General features: G+C 57.2%; 30 protein-coding genes. 14 read left to right on the top strand and 16 right to left on the bottom strand.

The genetic code is table 11. The features are described 5' to 3' along the window. From ACRZ96_RS14300 to parC, 3 genes are all read right to left on the bottom strand, one after another. The coding region (locus tag ACRZ96_RS14300; RefSeq protein ID WP_036223564.1) for a GTP-binding protein at positions 1-91 on the bottom strand (91 nt) is incomplete at its 3' end. A 116-nt stretch (positions 92-207) separates the two neighbouring features. After that, complete coding sequence (locus ACRZ96_RS14295) at positions 208-798, bottom strand: hypothetical protein (RefSeq protein ID WP_170392584.1); 591 nt, start codon at positions 796-798, stop codon at positions 208-210. A gap of 97 nt (positions 799-895) precedes the next feature. Next, positions 896-3,244 carry a DNA topoisomerase IV subunit A gene (gene parC, locus ACRZ96_RS14290; protein ID WP_480707396.1) on the bottom strand — a complete coding sequence of 783 codons (2,349 nt, stop codon included), beginning with the start codon at positions 3,242-3,244 and terminating at the stop codon, positions 896-898. Between the two features lie 200 nt (positions 3,245-3,444). Between parC and ACRZ96_RS14285 the strand changes: the two genes are divergently transcribed. The 6 genes from ACRZ96_RS14285 (at position 3,445) to ACRZ96_RS14260 (ending at position 7,712) form a co-directional block, all read left to right on the top strand. Beyond that, on the top strand, positions 3,445-4,086 hold the full coding sequence (locus tag ACRZ96_RS14285; RefSeq protein ID WP_480454364.1) for an SH3 domain-containing protein: 642 nt from the start codon (positions 3,445-3,447) through the stop codon (positions 4,084-4,086). 69 nt (positions 4,087-4,155) lie between these two features. Further along, on the top strand, positions 4,156-4,983 hold the full coding sequence (locus ACRZ96_RS14280) for an SDR family NAD(P)-dependent oxidoreductase (RefSeq protein WP_480814768.1): 828 nt from the start codon (positions 4,156-4,158) through the stop codon (positions 4,981-4,983). A 79-nt stretch (positions 4,984-5,062) separates the two neighbouring features. Then, a complete protein-coding gene (locus ACRZ96_RS14275; RefSeq protein WP_170392587.1) occupies positions 5,063-5,263 on the top strand; it encodes a twin transmembrane helix small protein in 201 nt (66 codons plus the stop codon). Positions 5,264-5,266: 3 nt separating this feature from the next. After that, positions 5,267-5,839, top strand: a complete 573-nt coding sequence (locus ACRZ96_RS14270; protein ID WP_170736993.1) for a cob(I)yrinic acid a,c-diamide adenosyltransferase — start codon at positions 5,267-5,269, stop codon at positions 5,837-5,839. Positions 5,840-6,024: 185 nt separating this feature from the next. Next, complete coding sequence (locus ACRZ96_RS14265) at positions 6,025-6,783, top strand: electron transfer flavoprotein subunit beta/FixA family protein (protein ID WP_170392589.1); 759 nt, start codon at positions 6,025-6,027, stop codon at positions 6,781-6,783. After that, a complete protein-coding gene (locus tag ACRZ96_RS14260; RefSeq protein WP_170402252.1) occupies positions 6,783-7,712 on the top strand; it encodes an electron transfer flavoprotein subunit alpha/FixB family protein in 930 nt (309 codons plus the stop codon). Before ACRZ96_RS14265 ends, ACRZ96_RS14260 begins: the two co-directional genes overlap by 1 nt. 63 nt (positions 7,713-7,775) lie before the next feature. On the opposite strand, the gene ACRZ96_RS14255 is transcribed toward ACRZ96_RS14260, so the two are convergent. Further along, entirely contained in the window at positions 7,776-8,594 is an 819-nt protein-coding gene (locus ACRZ96_RS14255) for a DUF6473 family protein (protein ID WP_480814767.1), read from the bottom strand. 163 nt (positions 8,595-8,757) lie between these two features. Between ACRZ96_RS14255 and ACRZ96_RS14250 the strand changes: the two genes are divergently transcribed. After that, a complete protein-coding gene (locus ACRZ96_RS14250; RefSeq protein WP_170392931.1) occupies positions 8,758-9,633 on the top strand; it encodes a 3-hydroxybutyryl-CoA dehydrogenase in 876 nt (291 codons plus the stop codon). A gap of 79 nt (positions 9,634-9,712) precedes the next feature. Here the strand turns inward: ACRZ96_RS14250 and ACRZ96_RS14245 are convergent, their stop codons facing one another. The 7 genes from ACRZ96_RS14245 to ACRZ96_RS14215 are packed head-to-tail and all read right to left on the bottom strand — an operon-like array spanning position 9,713 to position 15,120. Next, positions 9,713-10,612 carry a lysophospholipid acyltransferase family protein gene (locus tag ACRZ96_RS14245; RefSeq protein ID WP_170392592.1) on the bottom strand — a complete coding sequence of 300 codons (900 nt, stop codon included), beginning with the start codon at positions 10,610-10,612 and terminating at the stop codon, positions 9,713-9,715. Between the two features lie 34 nt (positions 10,613-10,646). After that, positions 10,647-10,916: an HPr family phosphocarrier protein gene (locus ACRZ96_RS14240; protein ID WP_170392593.1), complete on the bottom strand. Its 270-nt coding sequence runs from the start codon at positions 10,914-10,916 to the stop codon at positions 10,647-10,649. A 16-nt stretch (positions 10,917-10,932) separates the two neighbouring features. Further along, on the bottom strand, positions 10,933-11,325 hold the full coding sequence (locus ACRZ96_RS14235) for a PTS sugar transporter subunit IIA (protein ID WP_170392594.1): 393 nt from the start codon (positions 11,323-11,325) through the stop codon (positions 10,933-10,935). Next, complete coding sequence (gene rapZ, locus ACRZ96_RS14230; protein ID WP_170508468.1) at positions 11,322-12,215, bottom strand: RNase adapter RapZ; 894 nt, start codon at positions 12,213-12,215, stop codon at positions 11,322-11,324. The genes ACRZ96_RS14235 and rapZ overlap by 4 nt, the downstream gene beginning before the upstream one ends. Then, complete coding sequence (locus tag ACRZ96_RS14225; RefSeq protein ID WP_480707393.1) at positions 12,200-12,670, bottom strand: HPr kinase/phosphorylase; 471 nt, start codon at positions 12,668-12,670, stop codon at positions 12,200-12,202. Before ACRZ96_RS14225 ends, rapZ begins: the two co-directional genes overlap by 16 nt. Before the next feature lie 3 nt (positions 12,671-12,673). Then, complete coding sequence (locus ACRZ96_RS14220) at positions 12,674-14,383, bottom strand: sensor histidine kinase (protein WP_170392597.1); 1,710 nt, start codon at positions 14,381-14,383, stop codon at positions 12,674-12,676. Positions 14,384-14,415: 32 nt separating this feature from the next. Next, entirely contained in the window at positions 14,416-15,120 is a 705-nt protein-coding gene (locus ACRZ96_RS14215; protein ID WP_170392598.1) for a response regulator transcription factor, read from the bottom strand. 344 nt (positions 15,121-15,464) lie between these two features. Between ACRZ96_RS14215 and ACRZ96_RS14210 the strand changes: the two genes are divergently transcribed. The 3 genes from ACRZ96_RS14210 to ACRZ96_RS14200 all read left to right on the top strand — a co-directional run bounded on the left by ACRZ96_RS14210 (position 15,465) and on the right by ACRZ96_RS14200 (position 18,251). Beyond that, positions 15,465-17,063 (top strand): phosphoenolpyruvate carboxykinase, encoded by a 1,599-nt coding sequence (locus ACRZ96_RS14210; protein WP_170465138.1) that lies wholly within the window; start codon positions 15,465-15,467, stop codon positions 17,061-17,063. Positions 17,064-17,385: 322 nt separating this feature from the next. Next, positions 17,386-17,676, top strand: coding sequence for a hypothetical protein (locus tag ACRZ96_RS14205; RefSeq protein ID WP_170392600.1), 291 nt, complete (start codon positions 17,386-17,388; stop codon positions 17,674-17,676). A gap of 32 nt (positions 17,677-17,708) precedes the next feature. Then, positions 17,709-18,251, top strand: coding sequence for a hypothetical protein (locus tag ACRZ96_RS14200; RefSeq protein WP_255611805.1), 543 nt, complete (start codon positions 17,709-17,711; stop codon positions 18,249-18,251). Here ACRZ96_RS14200 and ACRZ96_RS14195 read toward each other — a convergent pair. Next, positions 18,248-19,012, bottom strand: a complete 765-nt coding sequence (locus tag ACRZ96_RS14195) for a sulfite exporter TauE/SafE family protein (RefSeq protein WP_170392601.1) — start codon at positions 19,010-19,012, stop codon at positions 18,248-18,250. The genes ACRZ96_RS14200 and ACRZ96_RS14195 overlap by 4 nt on opposite strands. A gap of 144 nt (positions 19,013-19,156) precedes the next feature. Between ACRZ96_RS14195 and ACRZ96_RS14190 the strand changes: the two genes are divergently transcribed. The 3 genes from ACRZ96_RS14190 (at position 19,157) to ACRZ96_RS14180 (ending at position 22,013) form a co-directional block, all read left to right on the top strand. Further along, the gene (locus ACRZ96_RS14190) at positions 19,157-20,848 is read left to right on the top strand and encodes an acyl-CoA dehydrogenase family protein (RefSeq protein WP_480772130.1); all 1,692 of its coding nucleotides are present in this window, start codon (positions 19,157-19,159) and stop codon (positions 20,846-20,848) included. A 217-nt stretch (positions 20,849-21,065) separates the two neighbouring features. Then, positions 21,066-21,608: a hypothetical protein gene (locus ACRZ96_RS14185; RefSeq protein WP_170402284.1), complete on the top strand. Its 543-nt coding sequence runs from the start codon at positions 21,066-21,068 to the stop codon at positions 21,606-21,608. Between the two features lie 12 nt (positions 21,609-21,620). Beyond that, positions 21,621-22,013 (top strand): META domain-containing protein, encoded by a 393-nt coding sequence (locus tag ACRZ96_RS14180; protein WP_480814766.1) that lies wholly within the window; start codon positions 21,621-21,623, stop codon positions 22,011-22,013. On the opposite strand, the gene recO is transcribed toward ACRZ96_RS14180, so the two are convergent. Next, positions 21,997-22,722, bottom strand: coding sequence for a DNA repair protein RecO (gene recO / locus ACRZ96_RS14175; protein ID WP_480814765.1), 726 nt, complete (start codon positions 22,720-22,722; stop codon positions 21,997-21,999). The two genes, ACRZ96_RS14180 and recO, sit on opposite strands and share 17 nt — an antisense overlap. A gap of 168 nt (positions 22,723-22,890) precedes the next feature. Here recO and ACRZ96_RS14170 point away from each other — a divergent pair, with 168 nt between their 5' ends. Next, positions 22,891-23,280 (top strand): VOC family protein, encoded by a 390-nt coding sequence (locus ACRZ96_RS14170; protein ID WP_170402289.1) that lies wholly within the window; start codon positions 22,891-22,893, stop codon positions 23,278-23,280. A 9-nt stretch (positions 23,281-23,289) separates the two neighbouring features. On the opposite strand, the gene ACRZ96_RS14165 is transcribed toward ACRZ96_RS14170, so the two are convergent. The 3 genes from ACRZ96_RS14165 to era form a co-directional block, all read right to left on the bottom strand. Then, a complete protein-coding gene (locus tag ACRZ96_RS14165) occupies positions 23,290-23,613 on the bottom strand; it encodes a SemiSWEET transporter (protein WP_170392607.1) in 324 nt (107 codons plus the stop codon). 110 nt (positions 23,614-23,723) lie between these two features. Continuing rightward, entirely contained in the window at positions 23,724-24,053 is a 330-nt protein-coding gene (locus ACRZ96_RS14160) for a DUF1491 family protein (protein WP_170402292.1), read from the bottom strand. Between the two features lie 55 nt (positions 24,054-24,108). Next, positions 24,109-25,017, bottom strand: coding sequence for a GTPase Era (era, locus tag ACRZ96_RS14155; protein ID WP_170392609.1), 909 nt, complete (start codon positions 25,015-25,017; stop codon positions 24,109-24,111). Between the last annotated feature and the right edge of the window lie 147 nt (positions 25,018-25,164).

The following is a 25,164-nucleotide window of genomic DNA, read 5'->3' as shown; positions in this document are numbered from 1 at the left end:
CTGCGGTCAGCGTGGTCTTGCCGTGGTCAACGTGGCCAATCGTGCCGATGTTGACGTGCGGCTTATTACGCTCAAACTTTTCCTTTGCCATTCCTCAGGCGCCCTTTTTGCAATTTGGGGGACCCTTGGTCCCGTGGTTACATCTGCGCGCGCGAGATATTTGGTTCAGGGGGGAAAATCAAGCACATCCTGAGGGAAATGCATCCATCACGCCGGATTTTGTGTGACAGCTTCGGTTTCAAGCGGCTGGATCAAGCTGGGGCGCTTGTCAAACCAGCCATCATCCTTGTGCTCTTCGGCCAGCCACTCCTCAACCCGGTCGGCAACCTTCAAGGCCAGACCGTTCATCTGTTCTTCTCGGGTGCGCGCATTTCCTGACCCAGTAAGGGCGCTTTCACCGGTGGTATCTTCGAGCACCTGAAACTGCTTGCCTTTAGCAAGGAACTCTTTCTTTTCGACGTCATAGACGTTTACCAGAACGATGGCGGTGCTTTTGGGGTTGTAAATCACAGGAATTCCCGGAGGTGCCAACATGTAGCCCTCGAGACTGATGCCAATGTCGTATTCCTGCGAACCTTCATACCGGCCAAGCCTGATGTCCACTGCATTCTGGATCGCTTTGGTCCATTCATCCGGCGTGGCATCCCGCGAAACCGGTCCCTGAACGGCCTTTTCCGCAAAGGCATAATTCACGCGTAGCTTGAATTCACCCAGCGACTCGGGGTCTTCATAAACCTGCGTTTGGGTGCATGCGCCCATCAGGGCCAGTCCGGTGATCAGGGTCAGAATGCGCAACATGTCTCTCGTCTCGATAGGCCTGTTTTTCTTGGATGTAGCGCACCGATACGGGTTGTGCCAAGCCGTATCGGCAGAAATTCACCAAACGGGTAATGGATCACGAGAACTTGTAGTCCCGCGGGAAGCCATATGGCGCCTTCTTTCCGACCCCTGCGCGCTTGGCCAGCCACTGGGACATATCGGCCTCGTGCCGGGTTTTGTCGCCGCCCATGGACCATTTCAGGCCTTCTTCCCAGTTGAAGGTCGTCACGTCCGACAAACCGCCATCCAGCTCCAGCGTTCCCTGACGTCCACGAGCCATGTTGTACTTCTGCAGACGCACACCCTTGCCACGGGTCATCTCGGGCAATTCTTCGGTCGGGAACACAAGGAATTTCCCGTTCTGCGACACCACAGCCACGTGATCGCCAGCAACCGGCTTGCAGATCATCGCGGTTTCGTCGCCTTTGACGTTTAGCACCTGCTTGCCGTTTCGGGTCTGGGCCAGAACGTCATCCTCGGGCACCATAAAGCCGTTGCCCGCATCCGAGGCCACCAGCAATTTGCGTCCCGGCTTGTGGATCAGGATATCAATGATTTGCGCTTCGTTCGGCAGATCGACCATCAAACGCAGGGGTTCGCCCATGCCGCGCCCGCCGGGCAGGTTGGCGGCGCTGACGGTATAGAATCGGCCATTTGAAGCGAAGACCAGCAGACGGTCCGTCGTTTCCGCATGGAAGATGAAACGCGGGCCATCGCCGTCCTTGAACTTCAACTCGCGCTTCAGATCGATATGCCCGGTCATGGCGCGAATCCAGCCCATCTGAGAGCAGACGACCGTGATCGGTTCCTTGTCGATCATCGCCTCGAGCGGGACTTCCTCGACCTGCCCAGCCTCGGCAAATTGCGTCCGGCGCGCACCGCCTTCGTAGTCTTTGCCAAAGGTCTTCTTGGTTTCTTTGAGTTGTTCGGCAATCTTGGCCCATTGCAGGGCGGGATCGGCCAGCAGGTCTTCGAGATTGGCGCGTTCCAGCATCAACTCATCGCGTTCGCGGACCAGCTCCATCTCTTCCAGACGTCGCAAGCTGCGCAGGCGCATGTTGAGGATGGCGTCAACCTGAACCTCAGACAATTCGCCCTCACCCGGTTTGGGCGAGACATAGTCGGACTCATCCGTGGCGCGGACGTGATCGATGCCCCAATCTTCGCGCATCAGCGCAGCTTTGGGGTCGTCGTCGTAGCGGATGATGTCGATCACGCGGTCTAGGTTCAGGAAGGCGACGATAAAGCCTTCCAGCACCTCCAAACGGTGATCGATCTTGGCCATGCGATGGCGCGAGCGGCGCAACAGCACCTCTTGCCGGTGGTCGAGGAAGGCGCGCAGCACCTCCTTCATCGAACAGACCTTGGGCGTCACGCCGTCGATCAGCACGTTCATGTTCAGGCTGAAGCGTACCTCAAGGTCCGAGTTGCGGTAGAGCATCCCCATCAGCACCTCGGGGTCCACATTCTTGGAGCGCGGCTCAAGGATCAGACGGATGTCATCGGCGGATTCGTCACGGACGTCTGCGAGGATCGGGATTTTCTTGGTCTGGATTAGCTCGGCGATCTTTTCGATCAGCTTGGATTTCTGAACCTGATAGGGAATCTCGGTGACGATGATCTGCCACTGGCCACGCCCCAGATCTTCAACCTCGTATTTACAGCGCAGCCGGAAGGATCCACGCCCGGTGCGGTAGGCCTGAGCGATATTTTCGGGCGGCTCGACAATGACGCCGCCGGTCGGAAAATCCGGGCCGGGAACGTAATTCAATAGCGTGTCGTCACGCGCATCCGGCGTCTTGATCAGATGCAGACAAGCGTCGCACAGCTCGGAAATATTATGCGGCGGGATATTCGTCGCCATGCCCACCGCGATACCGCTGGCGCCATTGGCCAGTAGATTCGGGAACTGTGCGGGCAACACGACCGGTTCGGTCAGTGTGCCGTCATAGTTGTCGCGGAAATCGACAGCGTCTTCGTTCAACCCTTCCAACAGGGCTTCGGCAACGATGGTCATCCGCGCCTCGGTGTATCGAGAGGCCGCCGGATTATCGCCGTCGATATTGCCAAAATTCCCCTGCCCGTCGACCAGTGGATATCGGACGTTGAAGTCCTGTGCCAAGCGCGCCATTGCGTCGTAAATCGCCGCGTCGCCATGAGGGTGATAGTTACCCATCACGTCGCCAGAGATTTTCGCTGACTTACGGAAACCGCCCGTCGCACTGAGTCGCAACTCGCGCATCGCGTAGAGGATTCGCCGGTGAACCGGCTTCAATCCATCGCGCGCATCTGGCAAAGCGCGGTGCATGATGGTGGAAAGCGCGTAGGTCAGGTAGCGCTCGCCAATTGCGCGGCGCAGCGGCTCGGCTACCTCGCCCCCATTGTCAGGGGTCTCCATATTGGGGTCGTCGATCGTATCGTTCATACATGATGTGATACGACGCAAGCGCGCGCGGGTAAAGCAATCGGCGCATATTTTGCTGGGGACAAGTCGGGCTTTTTGCAACAGGGGGAGGCAAGTATCGGATTTCCCCCGCTTTTCGACTCGAAGCTGAATCTATGGTAGGCTTTCGAACATTAAGACTGCTGCCTTTTATTGATGTTACGATTGCCAGGGGGTGCGCCATGAAGCGTGTTATTGTTATCACTTTCGCCATGCTCGGCTGGAGCTTCTATGTGATGAGCGGGGGCCCGGATTTCGAACCGCGCGGCACCCGCACCGAGCAACCGGTTCGCGTTGCCTCTGTGCCAGAACATGAGCCTGCATCCGACCACGCACCTCGGGCCAAAGACGACCACGCACCTCGGGCTGAAGACCTTGTGACCAACGTTGCCGCGCGCATTGTACAGGCGCGCGCTCAGCCCGAGCCACAAGTAGAGGAGGATGCCGCGGTCGTCCTGTCACAAGTCACCAACGATCCGCTGTCTCAGTTCTCTGCATTTGACGAGAACGGCGTCAGCTTTACTCTGGCTTCGCTTGAAGACGGAGCCGCCGGACTGTTGCAGGTCGAGGCCGAGGTGCAGGATGACATCACACCTGTGAATCAGGTCATCGAGCCAGAGAAAGATATCCGCGAAATCTCGGGCACGCGGGTCAATATGCGCGATGGGCCCGGAACGATTTACCCCATCATCGCCAAAGCCAAACTTGGCCAGCGCGTTGAGGTTCTCAGCGATTCCGGCACCGGCTGGCTGCGGTTGCGATTATACCCTGATCAGCGGGTGGGTTGGATTTCTGCCTCACTGGTTCGGAAACCAACAAACTGACGCAACTGTGTCATTGTCCTGACCTAAAGCTCGCCATAGCTATGGGCGAAATACACAGGCGGGGGCAATATGCAGAAATCGATTCTGATCACAGGCTGCTCATCCGGGATCGGTCTGGACGCGGCGCACGGGATGCGCGCGCGCGGTTGGCGCGTTTTTGCCTCATGCCGTCAACAGCGTGACTGTGATCGGCTACGGGCACAGGGTTTCGACAGCCCGCTGATCGACTATACCGATTCCGATAGCATTACCTCAGGCCTGCAGCAGGTTTTGGACGCGACCGGTGGCACGCTGGATGCGTTGTTCAACAATGGCGCTCACGGACTTCCCGGCGCGGTTGAAGATGTCCCAATCGAAGGGCTTCGCCTAATTTTCGAGACCAACGTATTTGGCTGGCACGAACTGACCCGGCAGGTGATTCCCGTGATGCGGGCTCAGGGCCATGGGCGCATCGTGCAGAACTCATCAGTGTTGGGACTGGTCGCGTTCCCCTGGCGCGGGGCATACGTCGCCACCAAATACGCCATCGAAGGCCTGACCGATACCTTGCGCCTAGAGCTACGAGACACCGACATCAAGGTCATCCTGATCGAACCAGGCCCGGTCACCTCGAAGATCCGTGTGAACGCGATCCCTGTCTTCGAACGCTTTATTGACTGGAAAAGCTCGGCCCTGCGACAGAGATACGAGGATACGCTGCTGAAACGCCTCTACGAATCCTCCGGACCTGACAAGTTCGAACTGCCTGCCTCGGCTGTTACCGCCAAATTGGCGCATGCGGTTGAATCCAAGCGCCCACGTCCGCGATACTATGTGACGACGCCCACCTATATCGCCGGATATCTGCGCCGTATTCTGCCCACCCGGGTCATTGATCGCATCCTCTCGGACATATGAGGCGAAATTACCTGTTCGCTTTTGCCGCTATCAACGCTAGATGACGGCTCAACAACTGAACAAACACGGACGGTGAGCTATGGACCTGACGATGGTCATACTGCTTCTGGCCATGGCGGCGGTCGTCGTCGTGCTGGTGATGGGCATTGCCAATTTTGGAAAACCCGGCAAAGAAGCCGCGCTGAAAAGCAACAAGCTGATGCGCCTGCGGATCCTGTTTCAGTTCATTGCGGTGCTGCTGATCGTACTTTACGTCTATCTGCGTGGGCAGGGAGGGTAAGGCATGGTCGTTCTCAACAAGATTTACACGCGCACCGGCGATGATGGGAAAACCGCTCTGGGCAATGGTGAGCGCGTTGCCAAATATTCCGGGCGTGTCGCGGCCTATGGCACTGTGGATGAGCTGAATTCCTTTGTCGGCGTGGCACGGACCGAAGCAGTCGGAGAAGTCGAAGCCGCCTTGTCCCGTATCCAGAATGACCTGTTTGATCTGGGTGCCGATTTCTGCCGCCCCGACATGGATAAGGATGCCGAGGCCGACTACCCGCCCCTGCGTATCGTTTCCGCTCAGATCGACCGGCTTGAAGCCGAGATCGACGCGATGAATGAAGCGCTCCAGCCCTTGCGCAGTTTCATCCTACCCGGTGGCTCACGTTTGGCCGCGCATCTGCATGTGTGCAGAACAGTTTCGCGCCGGGCCGAGCGGTTGGCGGTTGAGCTGACAAACATGGAACCGGTCAATGAGGTGGCTGTCAAATACCTCAACCGCCTGAGCGATTGGTTCTTTGTCGCCGCGCGCTGTGCCAACAACGGCGGGCACGATGATGTGCTCTGGATTCCCGGCGCAAACCGGTGATCGCGCCTGCCGTCGGGAAACTAAATTTCGTTTCTGGTCCAAAAAATGACAAAACGCGACGTCTCGAAACCATGACGTGACGATTTTGCTCTGTCGCAGAACATCACGACCCGCTATCTAAGCCAGCGAGAGCATTGGTGGAGTCGCTGCGCGGCTTGCCGTTTTTGTAAGGAGCATACGCAAAAATGAAGGTACTCGTGCCTGTCAAGCGCGTGATTGACTACAACGTGAAAGTTCGTGTGAAAGCGGATGGCAGCGGCGTTGATCTCGCCAATGTAAAAATGTCGATGAACCCGTTCGACGAAATTGCCGTGGAAGAGGCGATCCGCCTGAAAGAGGCGGGCAAGGCCGATGAGGTTGTTGCCGTTTCGATCGGTGTGAAACAGTCGCAGGAAACCCTGCGGACCGCACTGGCCATGGGCGCCGACCGTGCCATTCTGGTTGTCGCGGCGGATGACGTGCATCAGGACATCGAACCGCTTGCCGTTGCCAAGATCCTCGCCAAAGTTGTCGAAGAAGAGCAGCCGGGCATCGTTCTGGCGGGCAAGCAGGCGATCGACAATGACATGAACGCCACCGGTCAGATGCTGTCAGCCCTGCTGGGCTGGAGCCAAGGCACTTTCGCGTCCGAACTGGACATCGAAGGCGACACTGCCAAGATCACCCGTGAGGTTGACGGCGGTCTGCAGACCATCTCCGTCAAAATGCCAACCATCGTGACCGTCGACCTGCGCCTGAACGAGCCGCGCTATGCGTCGCTGCCGAACATCATGAAAGCGAAGAAAAAGCCGCTGGATGAGAAAACCGCCGCCGACTATGGCGTCGACGTCACTCCGCGTCTGGAAGTCGTCAAGACCGAAGAGCCGCCGGCACGTGCTGCTGGTATCATCGTGGGCTCGGTTGATGAGCTGGTCGAGAAACTCAAAGAAGCGGGGGCTGTATAATGGCTGTTCTTCTTCTCGCAGAGGTTAACAATGGTGAGCTGTCGGTTGACGCCACCGCCAAGACCGTAGCGGCTGTCAAATCGCTGGGCGACATCACCGTTCTGGCCGCAGGTGGTTCTGCCGCTGCTGCTGGTGAGGCCGCTGCCAAGATCGATGGCGTATCCAAGGTTCTGGTGGCCGAAGACGCCTCGCTGGGTCATCGCCTGGCGGAATCGACCGCAGCCCTGATCGTGGGGCTGGCCGATGGGTACGAGCATATCGTTGCCCCTGCCACCACCGACGCCAAGAACGTGATGCCGCGCGTTGCAGCTCTGCTGGACGTGATGGTGATTTCGGATGCATCCGGCGTGGTCGATGCCACGACCTTCGAGCGTCCGATCTATGCGGGTAACGCGATCCAGACCGTGAAATCGAACGACGCCAAGAAAGTCGTGACCATCCGGACCGCCAGCTTCGATGCGGCGGGCGAAGGTGGTTCGGCGGCGGTCGAGACCATCTCGGTCGGCGAAAACCCCGGCCTGTCGTCGTGGGTCGAGGACAAGGTTGCTGAAAGCGACCGTCCTGAACTAACTTCGGCTGGTGTTGTTGTTTCGGGTGGCCGTGGTGTTGGCTCGGAAGACGACTTCAAACTGATCGAAGGCCTGGCCGATAAGCTGGGAGCCGCCGTTGGTGCCTCACGCGCCGCAGTTGACTCGGGCTACGCCCCGAACGACTGGCAGGTGGGTCAGACCGGTAAGGTTGTTGCCCCTGACCTGTACGTTGCAGTCGGCATCTCGGGTGCGATCCAGCACCTGGCGGGCATGAAGGACTCCAAGGTCATCGTTGCGATCAACAAGGACGAAGAAGCGCCTATCTTCCAGGTCGCAGACTTCGGTCTGGTCGCAGACCTGTTCCAGGCCGTACCGGAACTCACCGAAAAACTCGGCTGATTTCAGACAAAGATTTTTCGACGAAAAATCTTAGAAGGCCCGCCACCGGCGGGCCTTTGCTGTTTATGCGCCCAGGTCGTTGATCACTTGTGCAAGTGAGCCAGCGATATTGCGATGTGTGGCTGGGCCGATCATATGCTCGGCAATCGGTTGTTGCAGGGTGCCAAACAACATGTCTTCAAGCTCATCGGATACGCCGGATACCTGAACCTGCAAGGACAAAATACCCGTACAATGGGGTCTCAAAGGCTCAATCATCTCGGGGTTGATTGCAAAGCCGTCACCCGGTGTCGAATCCAAATCGCTTCTCTCCACTTGCAGATGCAAAAGCAGGACGGGCGGGCCTACTTCTGCAAGAAACTTGCCGAGCTTTTCGATCCAGACATTGCGCAGCTCTTGTTCCACAAGTTCAATACGGGCATCCGAGCGTGCCGACAGGCGGTTCAGCAAGTGCTGTACAAAATGGACATCCGTAAAATCTTCTTCGGGATACAGCGCAACCAGATCGGCATTCGGCGCAACGAAACGGTCATTGCGTCGTGGGTGCACCCGGTAGAATCGGTTCGATAGCCCCAGCATGCCGGGTAACTGCAGGACGCATATATCAGACCGGTTTGCGATCTCCAGTAGCCCTTTGTCCTGCGTCAACGCCTCGGCACCGCAGAACAGGCTGCCCAGATTGACGCAGCGGCGATCCAGACGACGTTCCAACTCATTGGGAAAGGGGGTTTCTACGAAACGGCCAAAGGTCTCTTCGCCCCCCAAACATGCCACATAGGGGTTGTTCAACGCCCTTTGGGGGCCCCTGAAACGCAGTTTCGAATTTTCATATTCGCACGTCGTTTCCGCGGAATGGACCGCATTGATCGATTGATAGCTCATCACACTCACCCAAATATTCACCCGACCGCCATTTTGCCGCCGCAAGTCTTGAGAAAGTCCTAATGCGCGCATTTGAAGCGAAATTGACTGTCCCCGTCCCCTTGCCGCCCATAGGGAACTGCCGATAATGTCGCCGTATTCTGCGAACAAGGGCATCGAACAAATGGACGTAAAATCAGTCGGAGTGATCGGCGCTGGACAGATGGGCAACGGGATTGCTCATGTTATGGCGTTGGCAGAGTATGATGTTCTACTGAACGATGTCAGCCAGGACGCGCTAAACAGCGCGATGGCAACCATTGAAACCAACCTGGCGCGTCAAGCGTCGCGCGGCAAAATCTCGGATGATGCAGTGAAATCCGCGTTGGGTCGGATCACGACGACGCTGAATCTGCCGGATTTGGGGCAGACCGATCTTGTAATCGAAGCCGCGACCGAGCGGGAAACGGTGAAACAGGCAATCTTTGAAGACCTGTTGCCGCACCTACAGCCACATACGATCCTGACATCGAACACTTCGTCGATCTCAATTACCCGGCTGGCCAGCCGCACCGACCGGCCCGAACGTTTCATGGGATTCCACTTCATGAACCCGGTCCCTGTGATGCAGCTCGTCGAGTTGATCCGGGGCATCGCCACCGATGAAGCAACCTTTAACTCCTGTAAAGCCGTAGTGGACCGGCTTGGCAAAACCTCAGCCAGCGCCGAAGATTTTCCGGCCTTTATCGTGAATCGCATTCTGATGCCCATGATCAATGAGGCGGTTTACACATTGTATGAAGGTGTCGGGAATGTGCAGTCCATTGACCAATCGATGAAACTGGGCGCAAACCACCCTATGGGCCCATTGGAACTGGCGGACTTCATCGGCTTGGATACCTGTCTGGCGATCATGAACGTGTTACATGACGGACTGGCAGACACCAAGTATCGTCCCTGCCCGCTGTTGACGAAATATGTCGAAGCCGGATGGCTGGGACGCAAAACCGAACGCGGGTTTTATGATTATCGAGGCGAGGTTCCGGTACCCACACGGTAGAATCTGAGAGGGCCAGCCCTCTCTTGTGCCTATGGCTCAATTCACTCCCGAGATATTTTTGGCCAGATGAAGGGGCGGATCAGGATTTGAGCGTCTTGCCCAGCGCCATGGTGTGATCACGGAGCCATGCCATGAAACCGCGGGGGTCGCGTTCCAGCAGGTCCATGTCTTTATCCGAAATCGGGTCACCGATCACCGGCGACTGGGGCCTGTTGCAGGATCGGACGATTTCGTGCAGCAGTAGGCCCTGGCGCAGGATGGGCGATATCCGGTTGGCAATTTGATACCAGCGCGAGTTGCTGCCAGGGAAGAAGATCGGCACGACCTTGGCACCCGACCTACGGATCATCTTCGCGGTGAAGACATTCCACTCCCGCTCGATGGCTGGTCCGAACCAATCATCCGAAGACATCACAACACCTGACGGGAATAACGCGACAACGCCCCCATCTGCCAGATGTTTCATCGTCTTGCTGCGCATCTCGAGCATCTTGGCCTGCGCTTCAGGATCATGCGGGAACGGCACCGGGATCATGAATGAGGTCGCAGCTTCATCCAACCCGGTCAGGACTGAGCGGGTCAGGATGCGATAGTCACTGCGGACCCGGCCGATGAGTTCAGCGAAGATCATGCCATCAACCATGCCGTGCGGATGGTTCGCGACGACCACTACGGGGCCTTCTTTTGGGATGCGGGCGATCTGTTCGGCTGGGGTTGTCAGCTCGATACCCATGGTCTTGAGCGCACCGCCCCAGAACTTCTGACCTCGATAGCGTTCGTTCTGCTTCTCGAACTTGTTGACCATGCGCAAGATGGTCAGCTTGCCTGTGCACCATTCGATGGCGCGAATGGCCGTAGACGTCCAGGCATCGTCAAACGAGTTGGCGTAGGTCAGGGTTCTGCGGTCGTAGATTTCACCCTGATCGGTGTCGTGATCCACTACAGGACCTGTCTTGGTATCGTGCGTGGTTTCCGCCAATTGCCTTGTCTTTCCGTCCTTGGTGTCGTGGCTGTCAGAACCCTTCGCCGAACTTATCGTTCACCAATGTTTCCAAAGCCTCTGCCAACGCCTCAGCATCCGGGCCGGACGTCTCGACGTCAATAGTGCTTCCGCGCGACGCTGCCAACATCAAAAGGCCCATGATACTGTCGCCCGAGGCAGAAAGCCCGTCTCGTGACACCTCGGCGCGCGCATCAAAGCCCTCGACCACCTCGACCAGCTTGGCAGAAGCGCGGGCGTGAAGGCCCTTTTCATTGATAATTTTCAAACTCTTGGTCGTCATATGAATCTATCCGGTGTCAATCCAATGTCACATTTTGCGCATTGATGTACTTTCGTCCAGCTTCCAAAGCCAAACGTACGGCCTCGGCCAGTGGCAAGTGGCGACTTTTGGCCAGTTTGATCAGCATGGGAAGGTTGGCCCCGTAAAGGATTCGCCGGTCTTGTGGCGCACATGCGCGCAGGCTCAGATTCGAGGGGCTGCCGCCGAACAGATCGGTCACCACAACGACGCCATCGCCCATATCGACCTCGTCCGCCGCGCGGCAGATTTCAACTTGTTTCGCTTCGCGATCATGGTCGGCTTCTATCGGGATGGCCACCAGTCCGGGTTGCTTTCCAACCACATGCTGCGTGGCCGCAAGATACTCCTGAGCCAACCCACCATGTGCAACAATAACGATCCCGATCACTCCGGCCTCACATTCAACGCGCGTCGTTCCATTTCGCGATGCCTAATTGCCACCTGCTGCCCCCCTTCTGCAAGGGCCTTTGCAACTGCTTCAGCCACCGCGACCGAGCGGTGCTGCCCTCCGGTGCACCCAAATGCAACTGAAAGGTGCGCTTTGCCTTCCTCACGGAAGGCCGGAAGCAGTTCGATCAGCAGGTCGACCACCCGGTCAAAGAAGACGCCATAGTTTGCATCTGATTGAACATAGGCCGCCACATCCGAGTTTCGACCATCCGCATCCCGCAGTTCAGGCCGCCAGTATGGATTGGCCAGAAACCGGCAATCGAACACCATGTCCAAACCGCGCGGCAAGCCCCGCTTGTACGAGAAGGATTCGATCGACACCGCCAGATGCCGCCCGCCCTTTGGGGCGAACCAGCGTTCGACCTCTTCCCGCAGCTGATGCACATTCAACGCGCTGGTGTCGATCAGCGTGTCGGCAAACTCGCGAATTGGGGCTAACAGTTCCTTTTCCTGACAAATGCCGGTTTCTGGGCTGGCATCAGTCGCAACCGGGTGACGGCGGCGGGTCTCCGAGAAGCGACGCAGCAGCACCTCGTCACTGCAATCCAGATAGAGGATTGTCAGGTCGACATTCTCCATCCGGCCCAGTTTGGCGGCAAGTTCGATAAACCCGGTGGTTGAAAAATCGCGATTGCGCGCGTCGATACCCAAAGCCATTGGGCGCGCAGGCTCCGAATTGTCGACGAGGCGAGCCAGCAACCCCATCGGCAGGTTGTCAATCGCCTCGAACCCCAGATCTTCAAGCACATGAATTGCGGTCGATCGCCCTGCACCGGAAGGACCTGTTATCAGAACGACGCGCTGTTGTGCTGTCATGTATTCGGCCATTCCGGGGCTACGCGCCCCATTTTCACAAGTTGAATAAGTCCTGCAGCCAAATTGGGCACGCCAGCCCCCCGAAGCAAGGGAACAGTTTGCTTCAGCACAAGAATTTCAGTGGGTTCAGGCAGCCGCGCAGGCTCGGCTTGGTCCATATCCACAACAAATGCCAATCGAACCGGCCTCGCGGCTTCAGCTCGCAGTAACCCGATGCCGCGCGCTTCAATCAGGCCGCGGATCTGCGGAAGTCCAGCTGCCATCACGTGATCGGCCTGTCCGGTCAATTCGACCCGGTCATCAGCGACAAGCTGCGCCCCAAGCGCCATCATCTGTAGCGCCAAAGAAGATTTGCCCGTACCCGAGGCACCAATGATCAATAAGCCCTTTTCCTGAACCGCAATACAGGTCCCATGAATGCAGGCCGACCCTTGATCCGCTATCTCAGAAAGTGGGGTGGTCCTCATAACCTAGACGGGAAGCCCGACAACAAACCGCGCACCTAGCGGGTCCGAGGTGATATCGGCCTCGGTTGGACGGATATTTTCTGCCCAGATCACACCACCATGCGCCTCGACGATTTGTTTCGAAATCGCCAATCCAAGGCCCGAATTGTTGCCGAAATGCTCTTCGGGGCGTTCGGAATAGAAACGCTTGAAGATCTTGGTCAGCGCCTGATCAGGAATGCCGGGACCGGTGTCTTCAACCACCACGAGCACGCGGTTGTCACGACGGCGGACCCAGACCCGGATGGCGTCTTTGTCCTCGCAGAACGAAATCGCATTGGTGATCAGGTTGACAAAGACCTGCGCCAGACGCGCCTCGAGCCCGTTGACCACGATGGGGTCCGAGGGAAGGTCTGTGATATATTCGATGCCTTTCGAACGGGCATCTTCACCCAGAAACTGACTGATATTGCCAAGCAGATTGAGCAGGTCAAAGGGCTGCTCTTCTTCTTTCACCAACTCCGCGTCCAGCCGCGATGCGTTCGAGATATCGCTGACCAGTCGATCCAATCGCCGCACATCATGCTCAATCACGCCCAATAGCTTTTCGCGCTGATCATCGCGTTTGACCATACGCATGGTGCCCACGGCGGATTGCAGGCTCGCCAGTGGGTTCTTGATCTCATGCGCGACATCGGCCGCAAATTGTTCGTTCGCGTCAATGCGGTTATAAAGCGCCGTGACCATCCCGCGCAAAGCCTGGCTCAGACGGCCGATTTCATCCGGGCGCGCACTGAGATCCGGGATGCGGATACGTCCGGGGTTCACGCCGGCTCCGCGGTCCTTGCCCATCTCGGCAGCGGCGGCCAGATCAGCAAGAGGATTGGCAATCGTTGAGGCCAAAACGAGGCTCAGACCGATCGAGACCAGCAGTGCTACCACAAACATCTGCAGGATCCGCTCTTGCTCCTTGCGGGCCAGCGCATCGATCTCGCCCGCCGGGCCCGCCATAGCAACGGCACCCACAGGCGTATCGTCCAATAGGATCGGGGCCACGGCGACAATCACCGTCTTGCCTTTATCGTCGTGCACGGCCTGTACTTGCAATCCGCCGTTCAGCGCCTGCGGGATCATTTCCTGCACCCGTTGCGCCAGCGTCGGAGCCTCGCTTTCGGAAGAACCGCTAAAGACCGCAGACACACCATTCCAAACCGCATTCAATGCGTCGCTGATCAAAGTGCTTCCAGTGGCGCTGTCGGCGTCCTGATGCAAAAGGCTGGGCAATTTGTCGGCCATGGACGCCCCGCGTGTCCAACCGATCAGAGTGCCCGTGCCGTCATAAACAAAAACCTCGCCGCCTTCGGGCAAGCTGAGACCCGCTAGCGTATCACGGACATCCAATGTGCCTGCACCATTGGCAGAGGGTTGACGCAGCTGGGTTTCAAAAACGTTGCTGACAAGTTGCGCATCACCGACCAGGTTCTGCGCGGTTTGTTGAACCCGTTCTTTTCGCGTGTCGTCCAGATACAGCAGCCCTGCCACCAAAATGACAAGGGCAATGAGGTTGAAGGTGATGATCCTGCGCGCCAGGGGCGAATAGCGCATAGAAAACAGGTTTCGTCGCGAACGCTTGGCCTGTAGCTCGGCAGCATCAGGGTCTTGGGGGATGACCCAGTCATCCCCAAGAACGACGTCTGCGTCGTGCACTTGGTTGGCTTGTTCAGTATCGCGCACGAGACCCCTTCGGCTTGATAAAACGGCCGCGCCTATTCTTCGTTATAACGATACCCGATACCGTACAGCGTTTCTATCGCCGAAAACTCGGGATCGGCTGCGCGCATCTTCTTACGCAGTCGCTTGATATGACTGTCAATGGTGCGGTCATCCACGTAGACTTGATCATCATAAGCCACATCCATCAGCTGATCGCGGCTTTTGACAAAGCCCGGACGTTGCGCCAAGGCCTGCAGCAGCAGAAACTCGGTAACTGTCAGCGAGACATCATTGCCTTTCCAGCTGACTGCGTGGCGCAGCGGGTCCATCCGCAGCTCGCCCCGCTCCATCACTTTTGTATCGCCCGAGGCCGCGTTGGTCACATCGCCATCGACCGCTTCCTGACGGCGCAACAAGGCGCGAATCCGTTCGACCAGCAGCCGCTGAGAGAATGGTTTTTTGACGTAGTCATCTGCACCCATGCGCAGACCCAGAACCTCGTCAATCTCGTCATCTTTGGAGGTCAGAAAAATCACGGGCATCTGGGTTTTCTGCCGCAGCCTTTGCAGAAGATCCATGCCGTCCATCCGCGGCATCTTGATATCCAGTACGGCCATGTCTGGCAGCTTTTTGTTGAAAGCGTCCAGCGCAGCCTGACCATCGTTGTATGTTTCGACCTCAAACCCTTCGGCTTCGAGTGTCATGGACACGGACGTCAGGATATTTCTGTCGTCGTCCACCAGTGCAATCTTTGACATCGGGTTCACCCCTATTCCTGCTCACTCGCGCAATAATACGCTTTTTTGTAAGGCATTGTTGGCGGTTTTGAGCCACCGAATCAACTCGTAACCTCGAATCGTGCCATTCTTGCGGCAGGTATGCGGCAAATTTGCCTTGCTGCGCCCAAATAGCTGCCTTGATTTACGGCAGACAAATCGTGATGGCGCTAAACCTCAACTTGGTTGCGCTAACTACCCCCAACCCTCCTGTTCATGTCCCAAAATACCGTGATAAGAGGCGCTTGACCGCCGGCTCTTTCCGGTATCCGCCCCAATGGTGCACCCGGCCCAAGGCCCTCGCGCCGCCACAGGAGAAGACACACATGACATCTGGACGGGTTAACCCGCAATTCTGCCTCGAAGATCAGGGCATCGAGGGTCTGGGCAATGTCTATTACAACTTCATGGAACCGGCGCTGATCGAAGAAGCGCTGAAGCGCGGCGAAGGCACCCTTGGCAATGGCGGCGCCTTTCTGGTCACCACCGGCAAATTCACTGGCCGCTCGCCCAAGGACAAGCATGTCGTCAAGACAGACAGTGTTGCCGACAGCATCTGGTGGGAAAACAACGCCGCCATGAGCCCTGAAGGTTTTGACGCGCTCTATGAAGATATGCTGACCCATATGAAAGGCCGCGACTACTTCGTTCAGGACCTCGTGGGCGGGGCTGATCCCAGCTACTCGATCAATGTGCGCATGGTAACCGAGCTGGCGTGGCACAACCTGTTCATCCGCCACCTGCTGCGCCGTCCGGATCGTGAGGATCTGGATGATTTCACGGCTGACTTTACCATCATCAACTGTCCCAGCTTCCAGGCGGACCCCAAAAAGCATGGCTGCCGCAGCGAAACGGTGATTGCACTGAACTTTGATCGCAAGCTGATCCTGATCGGCGGCACCGAATACGCCGGCGAGAACAAGAAGTCCGTCTTCACCCTGCTGAACTATATGCTGCCCGAAAAAGGCGTGATGCCGATGCACTGCTCGGCTAACCACGCGGTTGGCAACCCGGTCGACACCGCCGTATTCTTCGGCCTGTCCGGCACCGGCAAGACCACCCTGTCTGCCGACCCGTCGCGCACCTTGATCGGTGATGACGAACACGGTTGGTCGGATCGAGGCACCTTCAACTTTGAAGGTGGTTGCTATGCCAAGACCATCAACCTGAATGCCGAAGCCGAGCCAGAAATCTACGCCACCACCTCGAAATTTGGCACTGTGATCGAGAACATGGTTTTTGATCCCGAGACCAAAGAGCTGGATTTCAACGACGACTCTCTGACTGCGAATATGCGCTGCGCCTACCCGTTGGAATACATCTCCAACGCGTCGAAAACTGCATTGGGCGGGCATCCTAAGAACATCATCATGTTGACCTGCGATGCGTTCGGCGTTTTGCCTCCGATCGCTCGGTTGACGCCTGCGCAGGCGATGTATCACTTCCTTTCCGGCTTTACCTCGAAGGTCGCCGGGACCGAACGTGGCGTGACCGAACCGCAGCCCACCTTCTCGACCTGCTTTGGCGCGCCCTTTATGCCACGCCGCCCCGAGGCTTATGGCAACCTTCTACGCGATAAGATTGCTCAGCATGGCGCGACCTGCTGGTTGGTCAACACCGGCTGGACTGGAGGTGCCTACGGCGTGGGCAGCCGCATGCCAATCAAGGCCACCCGCGCGCTGCTGACGGCTGCGCTGGAAGGATCACTGACTGATGCGGAATTCCGCAAGGACGCCAATTTCGGCTTCGATGTGCCGGTCTCTGTCCCTGGTGTGCCCGAGGTCTTGCTGGATCCGCGCCGCACCTGGGACGATCAGGAAGCGTTCGACAAACAGGCGGAAAAGCTGGTGCACATGTTCGCGGAAAACTTCGAGCAGTACCTGCCCTTCATCGACGAAGACATCAAAGCTGTCGCGATCGGTTGATCGAATTTAGGGGCCATCATGGCCCCTGACCCACCAAAGCTTACGCTTCGGCACCTTGTTTGCACACAGACAAGTTCATTGCGATAACGTGCAACATGCGCTATCGCAATTTACCCAAGACGCTTCGAAGCCCGGCGTCCTTTGGCAGCGGCTTCTGTTAAATTTGAACATCGGGCGATCCGGGCTATCTTACTCACATCATGTCTCGGGCCGTTCAACAAGGTAATGATTATTTCTACACGGGGATGGGTGTCGGCGTGATGTGTTCAAAAGGTCAGCCTTTCGAACTGCCTCGGTCCGTCACGGAAACTATAGGCAAGTAATGACTGAAATCTCAAAACTCACCGAACTGCGCAAATTGATGCAAAGCATGGAGCGCACTCTTGGGCTGGAAGAACTCTCACCGGTCGAGCGCGACATCTACTATGCCGCCGAAGAACTGTCGAAAGATGATCGCGAAGTACGCACCTTTGGTCTGATCGAACACACGCTGGTCAAAAGCGTATCTCGCCCGACATTTTTCCGCGCGCTGAAGTCTCTGGTTCAAAAGGGTTATCTGTCGCAAAGCGGTAGCGCCAATCGCGGACGGTATCTGGTTCATGCGCCCAGGTGATCGCCACCCCAGATCTGTAATCGGCTGACCCCGTGCGCAGATGGGCCTCTGAAACATTCTATGCCTCTTTGGCCTATGTCGCTGCATCGTTCCTAACATTCCAGGTGCTGATGCCGCTTCAGAACGTGTTTTTTCCCGCATACCCCAGCTATGCCAGCTTATTGTTCCTGCCGCACGGCGTGCGGGTTCTGTCGGCCTGGTTATTGGGATGGAGGGCGATATTCGCACTGTTGCCCGGCGTTGCCATAGTCTTTGCCCTTGTGGGCGGTTGGGATGTTCTTCTGCCCAGCAGATTGCTGGCGATCACTATCGCGGTCACCACAGTTCCAGCGGTTTTTTATGTCTGCAAGGCGTTGGGCTGGGATTTGTTTCCGCGCGTCGATCGGAAGCCATGCTGGCTGTGCGTGATGGGCGTTGGAATCATCACATCGGTATTGGTGTCCGTTCTCACCAACATGGCCTTCGGCAGCGCAACGGCCGAGTATATCGCCTATCTGATCGGTGATATCTCAGGTCTTTTTTTCCTAATGTTGGGCCTCTATTTCGCCTTTCGGTTTGCTGAAAGACGCAATTAACCCAAAAGACCCCTGCGCAGCAGGTTCAGCCCTGCAATCAGCAGTACAAGCAGAGTGAGTTTGCGGAACTGTGCCTGATCGATACGATCCTGCAGAAACTGACCGCCGCGCATTCCCACCAAGGCAGGGATAATCAGCAGCGCTGAGAACACCGCTGTGTCAGTCCTTAGAATACCCGAACCCAGATGCGCCACAATAAGCGCCACGGCGCCCAGACCGTATATCACGCCCTGTACCCGCATCTGATCCTTCTTCGGTGTATTCAAGGCTGTCAGATAGGCCACGGTTGGTGGTCCCCACACGCCCGAGATGCCGCCGACAGCACCGGCCACCGCACCCACCATAGCCTCAACCCGCATTGAGGGCGCTTGCAGCGTCAGTTTCAGCCCCAGTAGTTGCATCAGAGCGAAGAACGAAACTGGTGCGCCTAAGATCAGCAGAAATGCCTTGGGCGACAAGATGTTGATCAGCTGCGCGCTGGCCAATAGACAGACCAGTCCAACGCTCAGAAATACCTTGAACTTTCGAACTGACGCCGCCGCCGCAGGTAAACCTTCCCGCAAGGCCTGCACCCCATTGGTCACCAGCGTGGGCAAGATTAGACCTGCCAGCGCCAGCTCAGGCGGCAGCATCATGCTAAGACCAGAAACAAGCACCATTGGCATGGCAAAACCGACCATGCCTTTGACCCAGCCCGCGACGAAGGCAACGACCAAAGCCAGACAGAAATCCTGCGGCGACATAAGTGAAAACAGTCCCATCGACCCTTCATACCAGTCCAAAAAATTTCTGCACTGCAAAAGTCACTAAGCAATTTTTGAACTTTTTATGGATGATTTGCGTATTTTTGTTGCGCTGCACGTGCAGCATGATATGACCAGACAACCCAGCAGAGGACGTGATTCATGGCCCATGACGGACAGGATGTGACGAACATGACGCAGCCAGCGGTTTTGCCCGATCTTCTAACACTCAGCGCAGCAGCCCTGCCCGGCGTTCAAGCGGTGTTCGATAAGGCGGTCGAATCGGTTCGCGCGCAGGTGACAAGCGAAGGTCGCATATCGGGCGCACTGATCGAGGCCAATCAGACAGCCGCCCATGGGCTGGCTTGGCTGGCCACATACCACCAGTCGCTGCAGCAGATGCAGCGCTGGGCCGAGGCGCTTCAGGCCGAGGGTAAATTCGGCGAGATGGAGCAGCTGTTGCATCAGATCGCCTTTGGGGAATACTTGCATCAGATCGCCGGTGGTATTCCGATGAACCAGGGCGAGGTTGTACGTTTGCAGGATCTTGGCCTTGGCTGGGATGCTCTGTCGGGATTCCAATGCAGCGAAGTGCAGACACTGATGGCGCAAGCCAACTTTCAGGCCGCGCGCACGCGTCTGGTTGAGTTGATGCAGGACCAGTCCGGTGCCACTATGTTTGGTGCGTCTGGTCTGGACGAAGAACTGGAGATGATCCGAGACCAGTTTCGCCGCTATGCCGTTGAAAAGGTTGAGCCTAATGCCCATGAATGGCACCTGAAGGACGAACTGATCCCAATCGAGATTATCGCGGAACTGGCCGAGATGGGCGTGTTCGGTCTGACCATCCCCGAAGAATTCGGCGGGTTCGGCCTATCCAAAGCCTCAATGTGTGTGGTCTCGGAAGAGCTTTCGCGCGGGTACATCGGTGTGGGTTCTCTGGGCACACGGTCCGAAATCGCCGCAGAACTGATCATCGCGGGCGGTACGGATGAACAAAAGGCCAACTGGCTGCCAAAACTGGCCAGCGCCGAGATCCTGCCAACCGCTGTTTTCACTGAACCCAATACCGGATCGGATTTGGGCAGCCTGCGCACGCGGGCCGTCAAGGGTGAAGATGGTAACTATAAGATAACAGGAAATAAAACATGGATCACACACGCGGCGCGCACCCATGTGATGACCTTGTTGGCGCGGACTAATCCCGACAGTACCGATCATCGTGGGCTGTCCATGTTCCTGGCCGAAAAGACACCTGGAACCGACGAGAACCCCTTCCCCACGCCCGGCATGACTGGTGGTGAGATTGAGGTGTTGGGTTATCGTGGCATGAAGGAATACGAGCTGGGATTTGACGGCTTCGAAGTGAAGGGTGAAAACCTGCTGGGCGGCGAAGAAGGCAAAGGTTTCAAGCAGTTAATGGAAACCTTCGAGTCTGCCCGCATCCAAACGGCTGCCCGCGCCATCGGCGTAGCGCAGAGTGCATTGGACATTGCCATGCAATATGCACAGGACCGCAAGCAGTTCGGCAAATCTCTGATCAATTTCCCTCGCGTCTCGGGCAAGCTGGCGATGATGGCGGTCGAGATCATGATCGCGCGACAGCTAACTTATTATTCTGCTTGGGAAAAAGATCACGGTCAACGTTGCGACCTTGAGGCCGGGATGGCCAAGCTGCTGGGCGCTCGAGTTGCTTGGGCTGCGGCGGATAACGGGCTGCAGATTCATGGCGGCAACGGTTTCGCTCTGGAATACAAAATTAGCCGCGTGCTTTGTGACGCGCGCATCCTAAATATCTTTGAAGGCGCCGCAGAAATACAGGCGCAAGTCATCGCGCGTCGATTGCTGGGCTGACGCCCGAAGCGACGCGGTTTCCCCAACTGAACCCGGCCTTGCGCCGGGTTTTCTTTTTTCTTCCGTGTTGTACGGATCTTCAGGCCTATTTCTTCCGAGTTGTACAACTCGGTTTCAGGGCTTAATGGGCGAAACTTCCCCCTCGGATCGAGCGCAGAAATCGGGTAAAGGGCGTCAACCAAACCCAGCGCTCAAGCTGGCCAGAGGAGAATCGAGCGTGAAGATCATCATCGCAGTTTTGGCCACCTGCATGGCCCTTGCCGGATGCGCCATGGCACCAAACACCGGGCCCGATGATGTGGACCAGTTGGCACAAGCGATCCAGCAGCTTGACCCCAAGGTTGACCCTGCCGAGGCGCGGCGTGCAGCCGAGATATCTTATGCCTATTCCAATCAACTGAAACAGGACTGGAACGTCACCGATCCAGCCATCATCCACAACGCAAAGGTCATCAACGGATTTCGCGAAAAAGGTCTGTGCAATGATTGGGCGCAGGCCATGACCACGCGTTTGAAGCAAGAGAACTTTCGCACTCTGGATTTGCACTGGGCCACGTCGCCTCCAACTGCGTTCCGGATCATCCACCATTCGGCTCTGATCAGCGCTAAGGGAGATTCAATGTATGAAGGCATCATCCTTGACCCGTGGCGCAACAGCGGGGTGCTTTATTGGGATCAGGTGCGCGAGGACACCAAATACAACTGGCGCCCCCGCCTTGAAGTGCGCGAAGAGTTAATCAGCGGTGTGAACCCCTACTGACAGGATATTGCGATGTTACGTATGGCCTTGTTCCTGCCCCTTTTAACCCTGTTCCAATGCGACAAGGATGAGACTGTCGCCGCCTATGGCGCAGCGGATCAGACATGGGCTTTGCAAGAGATCGACGGGCAGCCTTTTGAGGCCAGCGCCCTTTTGCGATTCCCCGAAGAGGGTCGGATTGAGGGCAATGCCCCGTGCAACACTTATTCAGGTACACTGAATGCACCCTACCCGTGGTTTGAGATCACCGATCTTGTCGCCACCCGCGCGGCTTGCGCCGGGCTTGAAGCCGAGGGGTTTTATTTCGCCGCACTGATGGCGATGACCCAGTCCGAGGTGTCCGGCGATGTGCTGATCCTGCGCAATGAGGACGGGCACGAGATGGTGTTCAAAGCCGCCGAGTAAACTGCGCCACAAATCGCGCGCGTGCGTCCGGCAAAGGCGTATGACCCAGCGACGGAGCCAGATGGTTTTCCAGAAAATACCCGGTCGTGCGCAAGGCTTCAGCAATCTCGGTATCCGGAGCCGCGCCTTCGCCGCGCAGGCAGGGGGGCAAAGGCAGCAGCTTATCGGCCCAGTCCCCTGCCCCCGCCGCACTGACCGCGCGGCCGGTTTTCGGAGAGACATGGACCAACCCCTCGGTCGCCCCTGTCACTGCGCAGGCCGAAAGATCCAAGCCAAAGCCCAGCTCTTCCAGCAGCGCCAGTTCCCAGCGCAGATAGGCCAGTGGCCAGATGTCATCCTGACCCAGCAGGTCCATCAACTGTTCTGTTTGCTGATAGGTCGCCGGATGAGGCTCGCGTTCGGGCAGGCAAAAGGACAGCAGCGCCACCACCGCATTTAATCCGGCCAGCGCCAGCCGCCCTGAAAACGCCGCTGCAGCGCGCGAACGCAGGGGTTCGACCTGAAAGGTGCCAAGATGTTCTTCGAGCCGCGCGCGCCAAAGCACGTCCAGTTGCGCGCCGGGTTGCAGGATCGGGGCGATCTTGCGGCTGGTGCCACCGCGCACAATTCCGGCGTGACGACCATGGGCTTCGGTAAAGACCTCGATGATCGCCGCTGTCTCACCATGACGGCGAGAAGTCAGAAGAATGCCGTGATCACGCCAGTCCAAGTTTGGCCTCGTCAGGTCACCAGATATATACGCAGGAAATCTTATGGCCGTTGCAGGTTCAAGATGGAAACGCGTTAGGTTGACCCTGTGGAACACCAAAAACACGTTGCGTGACATCTGTTCACGCAATAGTGTTCACTTTATGTTCTACACGGAGGAATTTAAGAAATGTCACTTAACTATGTCATGATCGGTTCAAATGATGTCGTCAAAGCGCGAAGCTTTTACGATGCGGTTGTGCCCAAAATCGGCGGCAAGGTTATTGCTGAATATATGCCCCACGCTGTTTGTTACGAGCTGCGGGGCGGTGGGTCCATGTGGGTCGCGACGCCCTTTGACAAAGAGGCCGCGACGGTTGGAAACGGCAACATGGTTGGCTTGCTTTGCGAAAGTGAAGCGGAAGTTCGCGAGGTGCATGCGGAGGCTCTTGCCAATGGCGGAACAAATGAAGGTGATCCCGGAGATCGACCTCAATATGGCCCGAACTTCTATGGCGCTTATGCGCGCGATCCTGATGGCAACAAGATGAGCTTTGTCTATTTTAGCGATGCAGGCTGATCGCGCGCCCTAGAACGTCATACCTGCGTGAATCAGAATGCCGATAACCATCAGCAGGTTCAGCACCATTGAGATTCCGTTGCCCACATAGATGGGCAACTTGCCCACCACCAGCCCATAGGCGAACCACAAAAACGACAGCCCAGCATACAGAGACCAGGACAGCAGCGACTGTCCGGTCGCGTGTTCGGAGTGGGTGAAATAAAGCTTGATCAGTTGTGGAAGCGTGGCGAAGGGGCCAACGACGCCGATGAAGACCATGAACCCCTCGAACCGCTGCATCCAGTGACCGAGATTTGAGTTTTCCAGTTTCTGGGCAAGCGTTTCAGCCACTCAACCCCCTCCTGTTCCTGCGGCCCCCGGAAGATTGGGCCGTTTCATTCAGCCGGTTGCAAAGCAAAATAGTCGCTTTGCGCCGTACGTCCAAGATCATTTGGCGCGGGTTAGTCCAGACCTTCTTCACCCAGCAGGTGCCTGCCTTGGCGGTCTTCCACCTCGATCACCCAAAGGTCGGGGTCAAAACTGCGTTGGCGGGTGATGGCGGCATCTACGTCTGCCTCTTCGCCGGATGAGAGCTCCACCCATTTGCGCTCGCCGCTCATCAGATCAAAACTGCGCTGAAAGGCTGCGGCCCGCCCGTTGAGTGTGTTGAGTTTGATAAGCACCGCCCCAGCGGTGTCATCCCCATGCGCCACAACAAAAGCCGGTATTTCCTGAAACCGCAGCCGCGCCAGATAGGCATGCACCCAGAATTCAGCCGTCAGCCGGGTCATGGTTCTGACCTTTCCGTAGGGGTTGAGAATTTTCGACGAAAATTCTTGGCCCGGGTCATGCGTTGCCGTCTTTGAAATCCAGACCCATTTCCGAGTAGCGCTCGGACTCCTCCAGCCAGTTTGGCCGGACTTTCACCTGCAAGAACAGGTGAATCTTGCGGTCCAAAAACTCTTCCAGCTCGGCACGCGCCGCCTGACTGACGGCCTTTATGGTCTCACCACGTTTGCCCAGCACAATCCCTTTGTGGCCATCGCGCATGACATAGATGACCTGATCGATCTTAGCGGAGCCGTCTTTGCGCTCTTCCCAGTTCTCGGTCTCGACGGTCAGCTGATAGGGCAGTTCCTGATGCAGGCGCAGTGTCAGTTTCTCGCGGGTCATCTCGGCGGCGATCATGCGCAGGGGCAGATCGGCGATCTGATCTTCGGGGTAGAGCCACGGTCCTTCGGGCAGTTCCGAGGCGAGCCATTTGCGCAGGTCGTCGACACCATGGCCTTTTTCGGCCGAGATCATGAAGGTCTCGGCAAAGGGATAACGCGCATTCAGGTCACTGGTCAGCGCCAGCAGCTTTTCCGAGGGCACCTTGTCGATCTTGTTGATCGCAAGTGCGATGGTGCGGCCCTGTCCGATCTCTTCCAGGCCTTCGAGGATGCGTTCGACACCTTCGGTGATACCGCGATGCGCCTCGATCATCAGCACGACCACATCCGCATCTGCAGCCCCGCCCCAAGCGGCGGCTACCATGGCACGGTCCAGACGGCGGCGCGGTTTGAAGAGGCCCGGCGTGTCCACAAAGACCAGTTGCGCATCGCCCTCCATCGCCACGCCACGGATACGAGCACGGGTGGTTTGCACCTTATGCGTCACGATCGAGACCTTGGCTCCGACCATGCGGTTCAGAAGGGTGGATTTGCCTGCGTTGGGCTCTCCGATCAGGGCGATAAATCCGGCGCGTGTGCTCATGTGTCCTGCGATCCTGTTTGCAAGTGCGCACCCCTATAGCAGAATGCGCGGACGGGCCAGAGGGATTTGTCGCATCGCGGATATCTGTGAGCGAAGGCCAGTCTGCGGCCCATAGGGCGACGCTGCCCGGTCGGCCGGTGCCGGCAT

This window comes from Ruegeria sp. CF1, assembly GCF_056537445.1.
Note: the sequence above shows the minus strand (reverse complement) of the source record. Positions and strands in the feature narration are given on the sequence as shown.

Bases quoted from the DNA above. Each gene is read 5' to 3' on its own strand.
- ACRZ96_RS14180 (WP_480814766.1), top strand. From the start codon at position 21,621: ATGTTACGTATGGCCTTGTTCCTGCCCCTTTTAACCCTGTTCCAATGC.
- ACRZ96_RS14280 (WP_480814768.1), top strand. From the start codon at position 4,156: ATGCAGAAATCGATTCTGATCACAGGCTGCTCATCCGGGATCGGTCTG.
- era (WP_170392609.1), bottom strand. From the start codon at position 25,017: ATGAGCACACGCGCCGGATTTATCGCCCTGATCGGAGAGCCCAACGCA.
- ACRZ96_RS14190 (WP_480772130.1), top strand. From the start codon at position 19,157: ATGGCCCATGACGGACAGGATGTGACGAACATGACGCAGCCAGCGGTT.
- ACRZ96_RS14295 (WP_170392584.1), bottom strand. From the start codon at position 798: ATGTTGCGCATTCTGACCCTGATCACCGGACTGGCCCTGATGGGCGCA.
- ACRZ96_RS14285 (WP_480454364.1), top strand. From the start codon at position 3,445: ATGAAGCGTGTTATTGTTATCACTTTCGCCATGCTCGGCTGGAGCTTC.
- ACRZ96_RS14250 (WP_170392931.1), top strand. From the start codon at position 8,758: ATGGACGTAAAATCAGTCGGAGTGATCGGCGCTGGACAGATGGGCAAC.
- ACRZ96_RS14270 (WP_170736993.1), top strand. From the start codon at position 5,267: ATGGTCGTTCTCAACAAGATTTACACGCGCACCGGCGATGATGGGAAA.
- ACRZ96_RS14195 (WP_170392601.1), bottom strand. From the start codon at position 19,012: ATGGGACTGTTTTCACTTATGTCGCCGCAGGATTTCTGTCTGGCTTTG.
- ACRZ96_RS14265 (WP_170392589.1), top strand. From the start codon at position 6,025: ATGAAGGTACTCGTGCCTGTCAAGCGCGTGATTGACTACAACGTGAAA.
- ACRZ96_RS14275 (WP_170392587.1), top strand. From the start codon at position 5,063: ATGGACCTGACGATGGTCATACTGCTTCTGGCCATGGCGGCGGTCGTC.
- ACRZ96_RS14160 (WP_170402292.1), bottom strand. From the start codon at position 24,053: ATGACCCGGCTGACGGCTGAATTCTGGGTGCATGCCTATCTGGCGCGG.
- ACRZ96_RS14215 (WP_170392598.1), bottom strand. From the start codon at position 15,120: ATGTCAAAGATTGCACTGGTGGACGACGACAGAAATATCCTGACGTCC.
- parC (WP_480707396.1), bottom strand. From the start codon at position 3,244: ATGAACGATACGATCGACGACCCCAATATGGAGACCCCTGACAATGGG.
- ACRZ96_RS14210 (WP_170465138.1), top strand. From the start codon at position 15,465: ATGACATCTGGACGGGTTAACCCGCAATTCTGCCTCGAAGATCAGGGC.
- ACRZ96_RS14240 (WP_170392593.1), bottom strand. From the start codon at position 10,916: ATGACGACCAAGAGTTTGAAAATTATCAATGAAAAGGGCCTTCACGCC.
- rapZ (WP_170508468.1), bottom strand. From the start codon at position 12,215: ATGGCCGAATACATGACAGCACAACAGCGCGTCGTTCTGATAACAGGT.
- ACRZ96_RS14225 (WP_480707393.1), bottom strand. From the start codon at position 12,670: ATGAGGACCACCCCACTTTCTGAGATAGCGGATCAAGGGTCGGCCTGC.
- ACRZ96_RS14255 (WP_480814767.1), bottom strand. From the start codon at position 8,594: ATGAGCTATCAATCGATCAATGCGGTCCATTCCGCGGAAACGACGTGC.
- ACRZ96_RS14205 (WP_170392600.1), top strand. From the start codon at position 17,386: ATGACTGAAATCTCAAAACTCACCGAACTGCGCAAATTGATGCAAAGC.
- ACRZ96_RS14170 (WP_170402289.1), top strand. From the start codon at position 22,891: ATGTCACTTAACTATGTCATGATCGGTTCAAATGATGTCGTCAAAGCG.
- ACRZ96_RS14260 (WP_170402252.1), top strand. From the start codon at position 6,783: ATGGCTGTTCTTCTTCTCGCAGAGGTTAACAATGGTGAGCTGTCGGTT.